15 protein-coding genes are annotated in these 18,131 nt (G+C 44.0%); all 15 read right to left on the reverse strand.

Features of this window, described 5'->3' with window-relative positions:
• Positions 1 to 78: 78 nt before the first annotated feature.
• Positions 79 to 498 (reverse strand): twitching motility protein PilT, encoded by a 420-nt coding sequence (locus I2D69_RS09960; RefSeq protein ID WP_118580215.1) that lies wholly within the window; start codon positions 496 to 498, stop codon positions 79 to 81.
• Positions 499 to 654: 156 nt separating this feature from the next.
• Positions 655 to 1,710: a serine hydrolase gene (locus I2D69_RS09965; RefSeq protein ID WP_148463017.1), complete on the reverse strand. Its 1,056-nt coding sequence runs from the start codon at positions 1,708 to 1,710 to the stop codon at positions 655 to 657.
• On the reverse strand, positions 1,707 to 2,867 hold the full coding sequence (locus I2D69_RS09970) for an FtsW/RodA/SpoVE family cell cycle protein (RefSeq protein WP_148463016.1): 1,161 nt from the start codon (positions 2,865 to 2,867) through the stop codon (positions 1,707 to 1,709). Before I2D69_RS09970 ends, I2D69_RS09965 begins: the two co-directional genes overlap by 4 nt.
• Before the next feature lie 4 nt (positions 2,868 to 2,871).
• Positions 2,872 to 3,114 (reverse strand): cell division topological specificity factor MinE, encoded by a 243-nt coding sequence (gene minE, locus I2D69_RS09975; protein WP_148463015.1) that lies wholly within the window; start codon positions 3,112 to 3,114, stop codon positions 2,872 to 2,874.
• A 91-nt stretch (positions 3,115 to 3,205) separates the two neighbouring features.
• Positions 3,206 to 3,988 (reverse strand): septum site-determining protein MinD, encoded by a 783-nt coding sequence (gene minD / locus I2D69_RS09980; protein ID WP_148463014.1) that lies wholly within the window; start codon positions 3,986 to 3,988, stop codon positions 3,206 to 3,208.
• A gap of 130 nt (positions 3,989 to 4,118) precedes the next feature.
• Positions 4,119 to 6,944, reverse strand: coding sequence for a penicillin-binding transpeptidase domain-containing protein (locus I2D69_RS09985; protein WP_330642250.1), 2,826 nt, complete (start codon positions 6,942 to 6,944; stop codon positions 4,119 to 4,121).
• A 56-nt stretch (positions 6,945 to 7,000) separates the two neighbouring features.
• Entirely contained in the window at positions 7,001 to 7,528 is a 528-nt protein-coding gene (gene mreD / locus I2D69_RS09990; RefSeq protein WP_148463012.1) for a rod shape-determining protein MreD, read from the reverse strand.
• Positions 7,518 to 8,516, reverse strand: a complete 999-nt coding sequence (gene mreC / locus I2D69_RS09995; protein WP_148463011.1) for a rod shape-determining protein MreC — start codon at positions 8,514 to 8,516, stop codon at positions 7,518 to 7,520. The genes mreD and mreC overlap by 11 nt, the downstream gene beginning before the upstream one ends.
• Positions 8,517 to 8,571: 55 nt before the next feature.
• Complete coding sequence (locus I2D69_RS10000) at positions 8,572 to 9,585, reverse strand: rod shape-determining protein (protein WP_148463010.1); 1,014 nt, start codon at positions 9,583 to 9,585, stop codon at positions 8,572 to 8,574.
• An 84-nt stretch (positions 9,586 to 9,669) separates the two neighbouring features.
• A complete protein-coding gene (gene radC, locus I2D69_RS10005) occupies positions 9,670 to 10,383 on the reverse strand; it encodes a DNA repair protein RadC (RefSeq protein ID WP_330590270.1) in 714 nt (237 codons plus the stop codon).
• Between the two features lie 220 nt (positions 10,384 to 10,603).
• Complete coding sequence (locus I2D69_RS10010; RefSeq protein ID WP_173735558.1) at positions 10,604 to 12,202, reverse strand: FAD-dependent protein; 1,599 nt, start codon at positions 12,200 to 12,202, stop codon at positions 10,604 to 10,606.
• Positions 12,203 to 12,216: 14 nt separating this feature from the next.
• Positions 12,217 to 13,407 carry an NAD(P)/FAD-dependent oxidoreductase gene (locus I2D69_RS10015; RefSeq protein WP_173735559.1) on the reverse strand — a complete coding sequence of 397 codons (1,191 nt, stop codon included), beginning with the start codon at positions 13,405 to 13,407 and terminating at the stop codon, positions 12,217 to 12,219.
• Between the two features lie 105 nt (positions 13,408 to 13,512).
• Positions 13,513 to 14,790, reverse strand: coding sequence for a methionine gamma-lyase family protein (locus tag I2D69_RS10020; RefSeq protein WP_173735560.1), 1,278 nt, complete (start codon positions 14,788 to 14,790; stop codon positions 13,513 to 13,515).
• 95 nt (positions 14,791 to 14,885) lie between these two features.
• Positions 14,886 to 15,836 carry a tRNA (adenosine(37)-N6)-dimethylallyltransferase MiaA gene (gene miaA / locus I2D69_RS10025; protein WP_195379843.1) on the reverse strand — a complete coding sequence of 317 codons (951 nt, stop codon included), beginning with the start codon at positions 15,834 to 15,836 and terminating at the stop codon, positions 14,886 to 14,888.
• A gap of 12 nt (positions 15,837 to 15,848) precedes the next feature.
• Entirely contained in the window at positions 15,849 to 18,062 is a 2,214-nt protein-coding gene (gene mutL, locus I2D69_RS10030) for a DNA mismatch repair endonuclease MutL (protein ID WP_195379844.1), read from the reverse strand.
• Between the last annotated feature and the right edge of the window lie 69 nt (positions 18,063 to 18,131).

Consider the following 18,131-nt stretch of genomic DNA (forward strand, 5'->3'; position numbering starts at 1 on the left):
CCACAGTCGAGTCATGTCCTTATGTACCTCTAATTTGGTTTTACTGAGTTTATAGCTGCAATATCATATTATCCGAGATTATAATGCTACTGCAATCTTATCCTGTAATGCTTCCGGAATCTCTTCTTTGTCAAGCGAAATACTTACAACTATTGAAATTCCATATTTCTCACCGATCTTGTCCAGCTGATCAAGTGTATCTGTAACATCAGCGTCTTCCAACTTGGAAACCTTGAGGAAACTGTCCAGATAAATCTGCTCAAGATCATGATCCTGAGAAATAATACCACAGATGAAACCTACGAATTCATCTGCATTCTTCAATGGATAAGAGGAGACGTCGATAAGACGTACCTTATTGTTAAGCTCATACATATGTTTGGTACTCTTGTCAAGGTAAACAATGCTTCCGTTGGCTTCTTTCACCGCACCGTTTACTCTGTCTAAGAGCACTTTTGTTTTGCCTTTGCCTTTCTTTCCTACGATCAGTTCAACCATGATGTTTTCCTCCTTAGACAATATGATATTAAATTTTTACCAAAACCTTGTTTAATATGTTTCATATTATAGTATAATTTTTCTAAATTTTCAAGAGTTTTTTTAATATTTCTGTCTATTTTTCTCAATTGTGGCTACGATTCATAAACCGACTGACTAGTTTATATTCTGCAAAAGGGACGACATCTGCTCATACAGCTCGTCTTTTGTGGAGGCACCCATTACAATGGAAATGTACGGCTTTCCATAAGCATTCTGGCTCAGCAACGCCAGACAGTTGCCTGCATTGTCCGTAGTACCGGTCTTTCCACCCAGAATAGTCACATTCTTAGGAGGGGTAGCTTCTCCTGTGAGATAATGGTCTGTGGCAAGTAATGTGGTACTTGCACTGCTTCCGTCCGCATGAGTATATTCTACGGTATAAGATCCGGACTGTGTGATCTGAGTAAACTCCGGATAATTCAAAGCTTCCTTTAGCATCAGATAGATATCATAGGGAGTGGTATAATGGTTTTCGTCCTGCAGTCCATGAGGATTGGTAAAATGGGTTCCGGTACAGCCAAGCTCCCTGGCATAACTGTTCATCATCTCCACAAACCCATCTGTAGAACCACCCACATGCTCTGCAATAGCCGCTGCTGCGTCATTACCTGAATAAACCAGCAGACAATGAAGAAGCTGATCCATAGTCACCTGGTCACCTGCCCAAAAGCCGCAAACCTGTGAACCCTCCTCCAGATTCAGATTCTCCTGTGTAATGGTTACTACATCATTCATATTTCCATATTTCAGTGCCAGCATAGCTGTCATGATCTTGGTGATACTTGCTGGGTATACCTTTTGAAGTGCCTGTTTGGAATAAAGCACCTTTCTGTCATCCAGATCCAGAAGAAGTCCTTTCTGGTTTTCCCCAAGGGAAACACCATCCATAGGAACATCTGATACGACCACACACAGATTCTTAGCAAAACCATCAGCTCTCAGGCTGTCTAAGTCTGTAATTCCACCAGAAAACTCTCTGGAAGCTACATATGCCTCCTCCAGCTTATCAAAAACAGTTCCATTTCGGAGAACATAAATTGCACCGATCCCAGTACCGCCAAGTACAACCAAAAGCAACAGCAAAAGAACAGTATTTCTGATTCTCTTTCTTCTGGAACTTCGAAATCTTGCCTGTTTACGTCTTGAGTTCTTCTTTTTTGCGGCTGTCATAAATATTCCTCTTTCTTATCAATTTCTTTTCTCTTAAGTTCTTTATTATAAGTACTGCTCTGCAGACCTACATTCATCACAAGCCCCATACCGATAAACAAGCTGACTAGGGAAGTCAGACCATAACTTACAAAAGGAAGAGGCGTACCAGTATTAGGTGCCAGTCCAGTAGCAACGCAGATATTTAAAAAACTCTGTATAGCTACAACACTGCCAATTCCGCAGCAGATAATCTTCCCGGCCAGATCCTTGGCCCTGAGGCTCATCCTGATACATTCAACTGAAATCAGCAGCAATAATACAACTAAAGTTGTACATCCTATAAATCCATACTCTTCTCCGGCAACCGCGAAGATAAAGTCGGTCTGGTTCTCTGCAACAAAGTTTCCGGCATTTACAGAAGAAACCTGGTCATCCCCGGTAAGCTTTTTCCCAACCAGTTCTCCGGAGGCAATAGCCGTCTTCGAGTTATTCTGCTGTTCAATATCCTCCTGATATTCCTCGTTTTCCGGGTAAAGGAAAGACATAATACGCGTTCTCTGATAATCCTTGATCAGGGTCTGATCCGGCTGCACAACAATGGACAAAAATATGATCAAAAGGGGAACCGCGATCAGAATCGCACCTCCGATGATCTTGTAACTCAGTCCTGCTATATACAGCAGAATACAGAAAATAATGGTTACCGTAATGGTATTTTTCATATCCGGCTGTGCATAAATAAGAGCCAATGGAACAGCCAGAAGGAGCACTGATTCTGCCAACACTCTGAAAGTATTGATATCATCTTCATGATCCATAAAAAACTTGGCAAAAAACAGAATAATAATAACCTTGGAAAGCTCGGTAGGCTGAAAACGGAAACCACCGATATCCAGCCATCTGGACGCACCTCCTGCCTCACTTCCGAACAATCGTACACCAATAAGCATAAGCAGATTAAACCCATACATGATCCACTGGAAATTCAATATCCAGGAATAATCCATTAACGATAAGATCACCAGCAACACAAGCCCCATCACAACGCCCAAAAGCTGTTTGTTTCGAAGATCTGGCGACGCACTTGCTACCAGCTGCACTCCAAACAGACTGATCGCAGTCAGAAGGATCACTAGTTTAAAATTGTAAAAACGTAGCTTATACTGTTTAATCATAAATTTATCTGTCCTTTTTCGTCAACACAGGAATATACGCCATTAAAACAGGCGGTTCCTGTGATATCTGTATTTTCACTTTAGTTTCCTCTATGGTCACATACTTCTTTACTGTATGTACCAGGTCACTTTTTAACATTTTCATCATCTGCGGAGAGCATTCTATGCGTTCTGAGATAAGAAGAAGTTTCATCCTGTCGCGAGCATATCCTGCTGAACGCCTTCTTTCATTAAAAAAGGTCTTCATGCAAAATCCCTCCATTCCAGAGTATTAGTTGACATAACATTATTACAAGCAACCAACATGCTATTTTGCGTAACTAATTATTACCTGAATATCAATGTCTTTTAAACAGTCTTGAAAACATACCTTTCTTCTGTCTGAGTTCTGCAAAGGGAACTTCCTCTCCCATAAGCCGTTTGCAAATATTTTGGTATTCCTCCTCCGCCTGAGAATTTTTACCAGAAAGAGGCTCACCCTGATTGGTTGCTATTACAATCTGCTCGTCATCTAAAAGAGTTCCAATCAGATCTACAGCCAGAATCTCTGTTACATCATCCACAGACATCATATCTCCCCTGGCGATCATGTCAGGACGAAGACGGTTGATGATCAGATGGATATCCCGCAGATCATTTGCTTCCAAAAGACCAATGATACGATCCGCATCGCGAATTGCAGATACCTCCGGTGTCGTCACTACAAGAGCTTTATCCGCACCTGCAATGGCATTCTTAAATCCCTGCTCAATTCCAGCCGGACAATCCAGCAATATATAATCAAACTCTTCTCGCAGATCATCCGTCAGTTTGATCATCTGTTCCGGTGATACGGCAGTTTTATCCTTGGTTTGCGCAGATGGCAGCAGATAGAGCTCCGGATGGCGCTTGTCCTTGATCAGAGCCTGTTTCAGACGGCAGCTTCCATTCACCACATCTACCAGATTATACACGATCCGGTTCTCCAACCCAAGCACAACATCCAGATTACGAAGACCAATATCCGTATCCACAACCACGGTTTTCTTTCCCATCATAGCCAGACCAGTTCCTATATTGGCAACTGTAGTGGTTTTTCCTACACCGCCTTTTCCGGATGTAATGACAATGACTTCACCCATTTCTTCTGATTCCTCCTAAACAAAATGTTCCAAAATCCTGGTATTTCTCTTATGGATATGCCTGCCGGAACACTCCCGGCAGGCATATCCAGTACTGCTGATCAGACTATGAACAGCAGCAAAATCGTTTTTAGTCATTCGATGTATCACTGGTATCTGTAGAAGCAATACCTGTGAGAATAGAATCTTTATCTGCAAGATTGTACATATATTTAAAAATATCATTAGCAATCAGACATGCATTACCGGAGCTATAACCATTGGCAATACGGATTGCCACTGCATACTCCGGATCAGAAGCCGGCGCATAACCGACAAACAGACCATGGTTTGGATGGCGAAGATCCAGCTCTGCTGTACCGGTTTTACCTGCCACTTCTACTCCAAGACCGTCAAACTGGGAATGAGTCTGGATCACACGACGCATACCATCATGGATCACATCCCAGATATTTGAAGAAATATTTACCACATCCTCAATTTCCGGCTCATACTCCTGGATCACATCTCCCTTCGGGTCCATTACTTTGTCCAGAAGGGTCAGTTTAAATACATTCCCGGAAGTAGCCATAACAGTAGCATAACGAGCCAGTTCTGATGTGGTAAACAGGTTATTTCCCTGTCCCATATAAGATGGAACTGCTTTGGCATCGGAAACCTTCGGAGTTGCCTCTGAAAGCTCGATTCCAGTCTTCCGGTCCAGACCGATCAAAGAAGCATATTCCTGAAGCTTATTCAGACTCTGCACTTCGGAGAACTCATTATCCCCTACTTTTCCCAGCTGAAAACCGATCATGTTAAAGAAATAGTTACAGGACTGCTCGATTGCAGTACGGATATCCAGACTTCCATGACCATTCTTATACCAGCAATTAATAGGCGGATCTACATAGTCAAAAGTTCCGGTACATTCAATATATGTACCTTCGTCAATAATTCCTTCTTCCATTCCTGCAATTGTTGAAAGAAGCTTCAGTGTGGAACCTGGCGCAGTGGTTTGCTGGGTCGCTTTATTGAAGAACGGACTGGACTGGTCAAGTGCCAGCTTTGCATAATAATCTGTATCCATATCATTGGTCAGACGATTATTGTCATATCCGGGATAGGAAACAAGTGCAACTACATCTCCAGTCTTTACATCTACAACCACAGCGGACGCTGAGCATGGCATTAATGCCAGCTGTGCAGGCTCTATCTCCAGAGTGTATATCTTGTTGATCATAAAATCATAAGCTCCCATTGCTCCGGAAGCCAGATTCTCATAATCATCATCATTTTTGTCAAGAACTCCCTGCTCATAAAGCACCAGGCAGATTTCCTGTCCGGAAATTGTATCTTCCTGCAGCATATATTTGTAAAGGAGCTTGGAAAATCCAGTATCTGTACTGAGATAATCGATAATATATGCTGTCAGTGCCTGATAAATTTCCTCAGAATCCAGATACTCTCCTTCCGGTGAAAAGCTGCTGATGTCGATCCAGCCCTGGCTTGTGGCATAAGTCAGGTAATCCTTCAGGCTGATGGTTTCATCTGTTGTCCAGGCCTTGTAAGTAGCATCTGATGTATCGATGGCATCTTTGGAAATAATTCCAAGCGTGTCTCTAAGAAGGTCATTACAGATGTAAGACAGATATTCCTGTGTTTCTTCATCTTCATCCTTATAGGCTGGCGGGTTTGAGCCATTCAGCTTCGTGCTTATTGTATCAAAAACTCTCTGCTGCTTTTGTTGAAATTTGGCATATAAATTTTTTTCTATGTCAGAGGCATCCTCATTGCTGAATTTGGTGATATCAATCACACTGTTGGAAATCAGGGCATTGTATACATCATAAATAGGAATACGGATCTGACTGGCATCTGTGACATACGTGTAATCAAAAGTCTTTGCCGCATCAATTTTCGTCAGAAGAACACCAGCCACACGCTGTTTGAGGATCTGATAGATTGCCGATTGCCAGTCAGTTTCAATAGTAAGCTGCACATCATCTCCTGCAACCGGCTCTACTTTGGTGTCCTCGTCAATTTTTAGAACCTTTCCAAGGTTATCAACAGAAACCGTCTCCTTACCGTCTGTTCCCTGAAGGGTAAGTTCCATATACTGCTCAATTCCTGCTTTACCTACGATCGCATCATTGGAATAATCCGGATTCTGTTTCCGAAGCTCTGTCAGCTCCTCGGAGGAAGCCTTACCAGTATAGCCAAGGATTGGTGCCATGCTTTCATCATCAATATACTGGCGGATGGAATCCTCAACCACATCAATTCCCTGCAGTCCGGTCTTATTCTCCATGATCGCAGCTACCGACTTTTCACTGACATTGGTAGCAATGGTAACCTGCATGTATTTCTTAAAACTGTTGGTATTCAGTTCGTAGCGGATAGTTGCAATATCAAGCATTTCCTGCTTGGTCAAAGTAAGAGGCAGACCATGGGAGATCAGCTCGTCCTCTGTATAAGCACGATCACCGCTAAGAACAATAGAAAATTTCTCGGAACCAGTGAGAAACTCCATCATCTGATCCGCAGTCGCCGTCTTCTGTTCATCTTTCAGATCATCGATCAATGCCTGTCCATAAATATCGGCACGGAAGCGATTCAGGGTAAAGCCCTCAACAACATCAAAAGCATACTCTCCATTCTTATCTACCACAATATGGAAGGAATGGGTAATATCATCTCCGTTGCTGTGAAGGATCTGAAGTACCTGATAGGCTACACCATTTAATGTAAGATTCTTCTCCCTTGTAGAAGTGTAAGTTCCATTATCTTCCAGCGTCAGAGAATAGGATAGCACATTAGATGCAAGAATATCTCCGTTTCTGTCCAGAATATTTCCGCGGGTGCTCTTGAGCACACGCTCTTTGGTTGTCCTGGCCTGGAATTTGCTGATGTAATCCTCTCCCTGAATAATCTGCAGATCAAATAATCTACGCACCAGAACAACTGACATTATCACAAATACCAAGATCAGGACTGTTGTTCGTTTTAAACTGATTTTCTTGAAAATTCGTTTTATTTTAGTACCCAAATTGACTCACTTTCTTTCCTGGTTATGTTCATGTAGTGATAGTTTATGTAACGGAAAATCCGGTATACAATCAAGGTAATAAATACCGTGTAAAACATTTCCGGGATAATGATCCTGTACAGATAAGTCCCAAGTCCCAGTCTGCCTCTTAAAAGGAACTGCAGCCCATAAACAGACAGATTATATAAAAGATCTGCAACTGCAGTCAGAAACATAGGAACCTTCACATCATCATCGTAATAAATCCTGTGCGCATATCCACTTAAATAACCAATATACATATAGATCAAAGCATAAAATCCAAATACTGATCCAAAGAACAGATCCACAAAAAGCCCTGAAAAAAATCCTGCCCAAAGGCCGCTTTTGCGCCCGCGCATAAGCCCCATGGATACACAGAAAACCAGCATCAGATTAGGAGTTACAGAGCCAATAGAAATCAGATCCATAACCGTACACTGCAGAAGAAAACATATTACGATCGTAAGAAAATAGACAATCTTACCCTTCATCTGCGCCCTCCTGTCCGTCTGCCGCACTGCTGTCAGTACTGCCGCTACTCTCCTGACTGCTGTCGCCAGAAGTACTGTCAGAACTGCCGCTGTCAGAATTGCCTTCCACCTGCGCAGTTCCGTCTACCAGATCCTGCTTATTCACAGTAATAACAAATACATCTTTCAAATGAAGGAAATCCACAGGTGTTACAATGGTTCCTGTCTTAGTCAGATTATTGCTGTCTACCTGCACTTCGCTTACATATCCGATAAACAATCCTTCTACAAATTTCTCACTGATATTGGAAGTAACAATACGTTCCCCGACAGTCACCTTGTTCTCCTGATCATAAAGCTGCTCAAAGCGAAGCTTTCCTTCATCAATCAGTTCCAGGTCTCCGTTTACAATACAGTTATCAGAAGTGCTTACAGTCATTGCACTTACGCTGCTGCTGTCATCAATAATGGAGCGGACAGTAGCCCAGGAGGAACCAACTTCTGTGACAATTCCAACAAGCCCCTTGCCTGCGATCACATTATTATCGACCCTTATCCCATCATCAGAACCTTTGTTGATCATAAAGGTATCGTACCAGTTTCCAGGATCTTTGGAAATGATAGTCGCAGCCACCTTCGGATAGTCCTCATAGGTCTGATCCAGATTGTAAAGTTCTTTCAGTCTCTGATATTCCCCCTGATCCTGGATCAGTTTGTTATTCTGTGTAGTCAGACTGTCCAGTTCTGCCTTCAGCTCTTCATTTTCAAAAAGCAGATCCTGTTTGTCCTTGAAACTGTCCCTAATAGAACGGACCATACTGCCGATCTTTTCAATGCTTTTTTCAAAAGGGACTATGACAATTCCCGCTGTTTCCTGCAAAGGAGCTGTGGAAATACCTGAAGCAAATGTAGCCACAATACAGCTCAGACAGAAAAGTGTCATAATCGCCAGCAAATGTTTACTTTTCAGATTTATGCGAAATCGAAATTTTTTCTTAAGGTTTTTCATAAAATGGCACCCCTAAAAATTTATGATTTATAACTGTTCAGTACCTTCACAGTTACTATAATTTTCTTTGTGTGATGGGCTGAGCCCATTTACGAAGTTCTCTGTCGTGGATGATCTTCTCCAGACCTTTTACAGCTGAAGTTTCGTAAAGATCTGACAGGTTAAAAGAATAGCCTGTGTAACTTGCCAGATATGTATCTATATGAGGGATTCTGGTGCTCCCTCCGGTAAGGAAAATGCCTTCTTTCGCAATGTGGTAGGATATCTGCGGCGGGATACGTTCCAGAAAAACCTTCATCTGGGCACCGATCTCATTGACACAGTTCATGATTCCCGCATTGACTACATAGGCAGAAATAACCTCTTCCCTTGGAAGACCGGAAACACTGTCAATTCCTACAACCTTACGTGCCTGCTTATGCTGGTCTGCAAGCCGTCCCATTACCAGCTTCAGCCGCTTCCCGGTACGGGTACCGATCTGAAGATTATAACGCTTGCGTACTTCGCTGCACACGGCCTCATTCATCTGACGTCCGCCAATTGGAATCTTCTTGTTTATGATAATACGGCCTCCCGTAATAATGGAAAAATTCGTACTCTGGGCACCAATATTTACGATCATGCTTCCTGCATTGTTCTCCAGATCCACACCCATAGCTATGGCATCTGCAATAGGAGCCTCTACCATGTAAACCCTGTTCTTCCGCAGCCAATGTCCATTCGCCACCTGATAATAAGCTCTTTTTTCAATAGCAGTCATGTCCAGAGGAACTGCAAAGTACATGACAGAGCCTATTCCCAGAATTTTATCAATTTTTTTCATCATACTGTAAAGTACAATTTCCTGCAGTTCCAGATTGGCTATCATACCAAAAGCCATCGGCGAACTTACGGAAATATCAGAGGGTGCTTTCTCAAACATTTCATACGCTTCGTTGCCCACGGCTATGATTTTGCGGCCCTTGGCCGCAATCATGTTCTTCTCAATGTAGCTTTTATTTCGAATCATGGAATAGACCTTGACGGAACTGCTTCCAAGGTCTATTCCATATGTTTTTTCAAACAGCATATATCTGTCCCTTCATCCTTACTATGCCCTGCAAAAACAAATACCCGCCACTGGTTTACAGACGGCGTCAGCACTTCCGGCGGATCATTCCTCCGGCATCATTCCCTGTTCTTTAAAGCTAATGTATCTCTGGTCACCGATCACAACGTGATCCAGAAGCTTCACCCCAAGAATCTCCCCAGACCGGTAAATACGCTCTGTAATTTTCTTATCACATTCACTGGGCGTAGGATCTCCGCTTGGATGGTTATGAACCAGGATCACACTTACAGCGTGAAACTTCAATGCTTCCATAAAAACCTCCCTTGGAGTGATCAGAGTTGAATTCACGGTTCCCCGGGAAAGCATCTGCTCACCAAGAAAATGGTTTTTTCCATCCAGCAGCATAACGATCAATACTTCCTGCTCTTCGTGCCGGAGACGTTCCATATAGTATTTTGCTATCGTGATGGGTTCGTTAAAAGAAAGTCTTGGTCTGGCAACAGCAGACGCCATCCGCTTGGAAAGCTCCCCGATACATTTCAGCTGGACGGCCTTGACTTTCCCGATTCCGTTCACCTTCATCAGATCCGGAATGGACATATGTAAAAGTCCCAGAAGTCCCGGATAGGAGGTATCTTTCGTAAGACTTAAGATTTGATTGGCGAGTACAAGAGAATTGCAGCCTTGTACACCGCTTCTCAGGATCACTGCCAGAAGCTCGCTGTCGCTGAGCACGGATGGTCCCCACTGCAGACATTTCTCATAAGGACGTGACGACTCCGGCAGTTCTCTGATGGTCTGTTTCATTTCATTCATATCTTTCACCTGCAGTTCTCCAGGACTGACAGGATACTGCTCACACCATACCCAAAGCATACTTCGCGCAGCTTTGCCAATGAACAGTAATGGGACTGTTCTTCATGCCATAATAAGCAGATTCTTCTTATTCCCCGAGACACAAAGACAGTTTTCCCCGCATTGTGTTTCACAATGCAGACTCATTTTAGCATAAAAAAGGAGAGATGTACACTCTCTCCTAAAAATTTCTAAACTTTTTAGAAACAGCTTCCGCTACTTTTATGCCATCCATAGCAGCAGAAGTAATCCCGCCTGCATATCCAGCGCCTTCCCCACATGGGTAAATCCCCTCATAGTTTGCTTCCAGGGAATCCTTATCACGGACAATACGCACCGGAGATGATGTTCTGCTTTCCACGCCGGACAACACTGCATCAGGACGGTCAAAGCCTTTGATTTTTTTTCCAAAGGCAAGAACACCCTCTTCTATGGAATCACCGATCTCTTTTGGAAAAATACTGCGCACATCACCTGGAACACAGTCACCCTTAATACAAGGTTCTACATCTTTAAGTCTTGTACTTGGCTTATGATTCTGATAATCTTCAAACAACTGTACCGGAACCTTACCATTTCCAGCTTTCCACGCTGCGCGTTCCAGACTGCGCTGGAATGCTACACCGCCCAGTGGACCCTCTTCTGGAAAATCAGCCGGAGTCACCGATACGATCAGCGCACTGTTTGCATTGCGGCTGTCCCTGGCCTGATAGCTCATACCATTTACAGCAAGCATCTCCGGTTCCGAAGAAGCGTTCACCACATAACCTCCCGGACACATGCAAAAGGAATAAACACCACGGCCATTTTCACATGTGTGAGTGACTTTATAAGCAGCTGCTCCAAGTTTCTCGTTTTCCTCTTCCCCATAAAGAGCCAGATTGATCATGGACTGTGGATGTTCCATACGTACACCTACTGCAAAAGATTTTGGTTCCATATAGATTCCTTTTTTCTCAAACATGGAAAAAGAATCTCTTGCGCTGTGTCCAACTGCCAGCACACATACCTGGGCAGGAATCCTTTTTTCCCCATTTATCTCAATTTCTTTTAACTGACTGTTTTCAAAAAAAAGATCTGTCACTTTGGAACGGAACTGGAATTCCCCGCCCATTTCCTCAATTTCATGGCGAAGAGTCTCCACCACACCAACCAGCACGTCTGTACCAAGATGTGGTTTCTGCTGATAGATAATTTCTGACGGTGCACCCGCCTGCACGAAACGCTTCAGTACTTCATGATTTCTTCCTGAAGGGTCCTTTACCAGAGTATTTAGTTTTCCGTCGGAAAAAGTACCAGCCCCACCTTCACCAAACTGCACATTGGAATCCGGATCCAGTATGCCATTTTTCCAGAAATTCTCGACAGTCTTCTGACGGATATGCGCTTCCTCTCCCCGTTCCAGAACCAGAGGCCGATAACCTGCCCTTGCCAGATACCAGGCACAAAAAATTCCGGCAGGTCCGCTTCCTACAATGACTGGCGGATATTTCAGTTCCTCTTCACCAGGAGATGGAAATATGTATTCCTTTTTCTTGGTTGACATAATGTTATTATCATGAACCTTTCGTAAGATCTTGTTTTCCTGATTTATATCCTGCAAAGACACGTCTACTGTATAAACAAATTTCTTATCCTCTTTATGCCGGCAATCCAGTGACTGCTTCACTATTTCGTAAGTGAAGCCTTCATTTTTCAGACGAAGCTCCTTACGGATCTTTTGGCTTAACTCTTCCGGGGTATGATTGATTGAAAGTTTCAGCTGGGTAATTCGAATCATGTTATTCTCCTTTTTCAAACACGCTCTGACATTTTGCTGGCATTCACTCCTGCAACATAACCGCTGGACCAGGCCCACTGCAGATTGTAACCGCCACATTTCCCATCAATGTCCAATAGTTCTCCTGCGAAATATAGGCCTGAATTTCGTGTGGATTCCAAGGTCCGGGCGTTAACCTGCGTAGTATCAACGCCGCCTGAGCACACCTGTGCCTGTTCAAAAGACTGATAACCAGTCACTTTAAGCGGATAGCTGCTGATTGCTTCTTCCAGATCATTTGCTGACAAAAGCACTTTTGCAAGCTTATCCGGGAAAAGTCCGGTCAAAAAGTCTTTTTTTCCTTTATAGGGGCAGTTTTCCTTTCGTATTTTCAGAAAAGCTTTTAACTGTTCCCGGGAAAATTCTGGCAGAAAATTTAAAATCAGAGTCACATTTTTTCCCTGTTTCAGTGCACGGATTCCGTATCGGCTGACCTGAAACACCGGAATTCCAGATACGCCATAATCAGTAAGCTGTAGTTCTCCTGTTTCCTCTGTGACTTTTTCCCCATCCACAAGCAGCGTAATTCTGCCTTCTGTTCGAACACCTGCCCAGCCGGAAAAGCCTGTATTCCTGCATTTCAGGGCAGTTAAAGCTGGGAGAGGCTCTATAAGCCTGTGCCCCAGTGCTGCGGCAAGCTCATAACCGCTGCCATCGGAACCGGAAATTGCAGAAGCTTTGGAACCATTGGCAAGAATAACAGCCTCACCCTCGTATATCCAGCCTTCTACCTGAACCTTCCAGATATCCTGTTCCTTAAAAACACGTTGTACTTTTTGGTTGGTCTTGATCTTTACCCCAAGATTCCGTGCTTCCATACACAATACCTCGGCAACGCTTGCTGCCTGTCCGCTGTGAGGATAGAGATAGCCGCCGTTTTTATTTACAGGATAAATTCCAAGCCGGGTAAAAAATTTCACCGTGTCTTCTACCGAAAACTGGTTCAGAACTGCCTGTTCAAAGCCTGGATTTTCGCTTCGATATGCATCAGACGGCACCTGGATATTGGTAAAATTACATTTGCCGTTTCCTGTAGCGCAGATCTTTTTGCCTGGTTTTTCATTTTGTTCCAATATGGTTACAGCGGCCCCGTTTTCTGCAGCTGCAATGGCAGCCATCAACCCGGACGCCCCGCCGCCTGTAACGATAACACGTTTTTTCTCCATATAAACTCCCGTTTTTTACATCTGTTTTAAAGAACTTATGGTAACGGTTCAGCGCCTCCCTGTTACACGCCTGGCGTTGCACGAAAATTCATGTTTTTCATGATTTCACTGTAATTTTACCAAATCCTGCTCCACAAGTTTCTGCAAGGACATCATAACACCTAGTTTTGCATGCTCCCAGGTAAGTCCTCCCTGGAAATATACGGCATATGGCTCTTTCACAGGTCCATCTGCGGAAAGCTCAATAGAAGAGCCCTGTACAAATGCGCCAGCCGCCATAATGACCTGACTATCATAACCTGGCATATCCCATGGCTCCGGATCAACATAACTGTCAACCGGGGCAGCAGCCTGAATCCCCTTACAGAATGCGATCAGACGCTCCGGACTTTTTAAAGTCACTGCCTGAATAATATCCTGCCTTGGCTCTGTGGAATTTGGAACCACGTCAAATCCAAGCTTTTCATAAATATTGGCTGCAAAAACAGCGCCCTTTAACGCACCCTTTGTCACCATCGGTGCAAGGAAAAATCCCTGATAGAAGGAACGGTTTACGCCAAGTGAAGCTCCCACCTCAGCACCAAGTCCCGGACAGGTCATACGGTAAGAAGCATTTTCCACGCACTCTTTGGTTCCCGCAATGTAACCGCCAATTGGAGCAAGTCCGCCGCCCGGGTTTTTGATCAAAGAACCAACCACCATATCTGCACCAACATCACTGGGCTCAATCGTGTCAACAAATTCGCCGTAGCAATTGTCTACCATACAGATCACATCAGGCTTAATGCTCTTTACAAATGCGATCAGCTCGCCAATCTGCTTTACTGAGAAAGAGGGGCGTGTCATATAGCCTTTGGAACGCTGAATCTCAACCAGTTTTGTTTTCTCATTGATTGCTTTGCGGATATTTTCATAATCGAAAGTTCCATCCTCAAGAAGATCCACTTGACGATAAGTTACTCCGTATTCTGCCAGGGAGCCCTTGGATGGACGGATACCGATCACCTCTTCAAGAGTATCATATGGCTTTCCGGCTGGTGCCAGCATTTCGTCGCCTGGACGCAGGTTTCCAAAAAGAGCAATGGCCAGGGCATGCGTTCCACACGCAATCTGCGGACGCACCAGACATGCTTCTGTGTGGAATGTATCCGCATAAACTTTTTCCAGAGTATCACGACCGTAATCGTTGTAGCCGTAACCGGAAGAAGAACCGAAACACTCCTCGCTGACACGGTTTTTCTGCATAGCCAGAAGCACCTTCATCTGGTTATATTCTGCTGTTTTGTCAAACTTTTCAAAACGCTCCTTTAAGGATTCCTCTATTTCATGGCAAAAATCGTAAACCTGGGAAGAAATTCCCAGCTGCTCGTATAATTCTTTCATAATAATTCTTTCCGTCTGTCTGACGGTATTCCTCCATTTTTTGTTATTTTCAAAGGCGGGCGATTCCCCTGGGGAAAATCTGATTATTGAAATAACTACTCTCCAGTTATTCCTTTTTCATGGCAAACATTCAGCATATACTCCAGCATTTTATCCTCGTTATACCCGAACTCATCTTTATTCACCCACACTGTTTCCGGCTCTCTGCGGAACCAGGTGAGCTGGCGTTTGGCAAAGTGCCGGGTGTCGCGCTTCAAGATCCGCACAGCCTCTTCCAGCGGCATTTCTCCATCCAGATAGGCCAGGATTTCTTTATATCCAAGACCCTGCATGGAAACCATACCTCTGTGATAGCCCATGTCCTTCAGCTTCTGGACTTCTGCCACAAGACCGCTGGTCATCATTTCATCCACCCGCTTATCAATGCGTTTATATAAAAGCTCCCGTGGTGCATTCAGCACAAAGTATGCCAGATTATAGGGGCTGGTTCGTTCCTGCTGCTCCTCATTGTGTGCGGAAATAGGGCTATGGTTCTGATGATAAAATTCCAGTGCGCGGATTACACGCTTCGTGTTGTTTTCGTGGATCACTTCGGCGCTTTTGGGATCCACCTCTGCCAGCATCTGATGAAGATATGCAGGACCTTTTTCCTGGACAATCGCCTCCAGATCGGCCCGGTATCCATCGTCCTGCTCAGCCTGGGTAAAATCAATATCTCTGGTCACCGCCTGAATATAAAAGCCGGTTCCCCCCACCAGAATGGGAATATGTCCCCTGGTGTAAATCTTTTCCATGGCATCCTTTGCCATCTGTTGAAAACGCACAATGTGAAATTCATCCTCTGGCGTCAGCTCATCCACCAGGTAATGGGGAACTCCCTGCATTTCTTCTGGCATGATCTTCGCAGAGCCAATATCCATATATTTATAAACCTGCATGGAATCTGCAGATATGATCTCGCCGCCAATGGCTTTTGCCAGAGAAATAGACAGCCTGGTTTTTCCAACTGCAGTAGGACCGGTAAGGACAATAAGAGGTTTTTTCATAATCTCTCCTGTTTATACAATTCGCTTAAATTTCTTTTCAATTTCTGTCTTTGTCATCGCAATGATAGTGGGACGGCCATGAGGACAATTATATGGATTGTCCAGAGTAAGAAGCTCGTCGATCAGCTTATCTGCCTCCAGAGCAGACATCTGATGATTTCCTTTGACAGCAGATTTGCATGCCATTGTGGCAAGTCTTGCTGTGAAAAGGTCAAAAGCATCCTTTGCACCTTCTCCTCCCAGATTGTCAAGCATTTCCAGAAAGAGTTCTTCTTCATGGAATCCGTACAAATTTGTCGGAACTGCACTGATACAGTATTCCCTTCCACCAAAGGGTTCAATCTCAAAACCGTATTTCCTGAAATATTCTTCGTTGGCTTTTAATTTCGCCTGTTCATCCATGTTCAAGGTCACCACAAGCGGAGGATTCAGATATTGCGATTCAATGGACTGTTCTTTAAAACGTTTTACAAAGCGCTCATAATTTACCTTTTCGTGAGCTGCATGCTGGTCGATAATGTAAAACTGGTTTTCAAATTCCACCAGCCAGTAGGTGTCAAACAACTGGCCAATCAGCTTATGGCGGTTTCGGGATTCTGGTGCCAGAAGTTTCTCCTGAAAAAGCTCAAGCTGCTTTCCCCCAACGGATGGATATTCTGTACCTGGATCACTCTGTCCAGGCTCAGATTTATCTGGTATCTCATAGTTTACGGATACAGCAGTCTCTGCCTGATTATCGGCTTCATTCATTCTCTCAACCGATATGTTATCTTCTGCCGCTTTTTCATCTGCACTTTTATCCGCTTTTTCTTCTGCTTTTTCTTCTGCTTTTTCATCCGCTCTTTTATCTGCCTCCGCAGCCTCTTTTAAAGTTCCTGCAAAAAGAGCTTCCTCTTCCTTGCTAAATGGCTTCACCTGATAAATTGCCTGCTCACGAAGCACACTGCTGGCCTGACAGCCAGAGCTGTTTACAAGGCTTCCAGATGAATTTATTTTTCCAGTTGGAGCTGTTTTTTCAGTTAGAGCTGTTTTTCCAGTTAGAACTGTTTTTTCAGCAGCCTGTGAATAGCAGCTTTCATTATTCCCTGCGCTGCTTCGACCAGCTTTTTCAGCAGCACCTTCACAATGAAGTTCCGTCCTGCGACTTTTCTCAAATGGCTCCGGAACTGCTCCGCGGCTTACTGCTGCCACCTTTGATTCCCGCTCCTCTTTTCCCACTGGAACAACCGGTATCAGTTCTCTGTGAAGAAGCGCATTGTGAACAGCCTCGTAAATGGCATCATACACCTCCGCCCCTCTTGCAAAACGAACCTCCAGTTTCCGGGGATGAACATTTACATCCAGATCATTTCCTGTCATCTGGATCTGCAATGACACAAAAGGAAATTTATGCTGCATGACAAAGCCCTTATATGCATCCTCAATGGCCTTCGTAATAATATTGTTTTTCACAAATCTGCCATTTACATAGTAGTTCTCAAAGCTTCGGTTTCCTCTGGAAACCTCCGGTTTGCCGGCGTATCCCTCAATTTTCATAAAATCATTTTCGTAGGAGACTTCCAGAAGTGCTTTCGCCATATCCCGGCCATATACATTATAAATAACATCCTTCACATTATAATTGCCGGAAGTATGCAGTTTCACCTGTTTGTTCTGAATATATTTAAAAGAAATCTCCGGATGGGAAAGAGCAAGCTGTTCCATCATAGTTCCAATATAATTTGCTTCTGAAGAATCAGATTTCAGGAACTTGCTCCGGGCCGGTGTGTTGTAAAAGAGATTCCGAACCAGGAAAGTAGTTCCATCTGGAGCTCCCATTTCCTCAAGGCTTTGTTCTACGCCGCCTTCGATCACGTAACGCACGCCGCTGATAGCAGAAGGAGTTTTTGTGATCAGCTCCACCTGGGAAACTGCGGCAATACTGGATAAAGCCTCACCACGAAATCCCAGTGAGGCTATGTTTTCCAGATCTTCTACTTTTTCAATTTTGCTGGTAGCATGACTTAAGAATGCCGTAGGTACCTGAGCAGCCTCGATTCCCCCTCCGTTGTCTGTAATACGGATCAGCTTCTTTCCTCCATCTGTAATCTCTACTGTTACAGCAGTAGCACCAGCATCAATGGAATTTTCTACAAGCTCCTTTACAACAGAAGAAGGGCGCTCTACCACCTCACCTGCTGCAATTTTATCAATGGTATGTTTATCTAAAACTGCTATTTTTCTCAAGTTTTTCTCTCCATATAAAAGCAGGTTGACCGCTTCGGTTCACAATACGGACATGTCGCCTGCCGGTGA

The organism is Ruminococcus sp. D54t1_190329_F1, from assembly GCF_015551645.1.
Taxonomy (GTDB): Bacteria; Bacillota; Clostridia; order Lachnospirales; family Lachnospiraceae; genus Blautia_A; species Blautia_A faecis.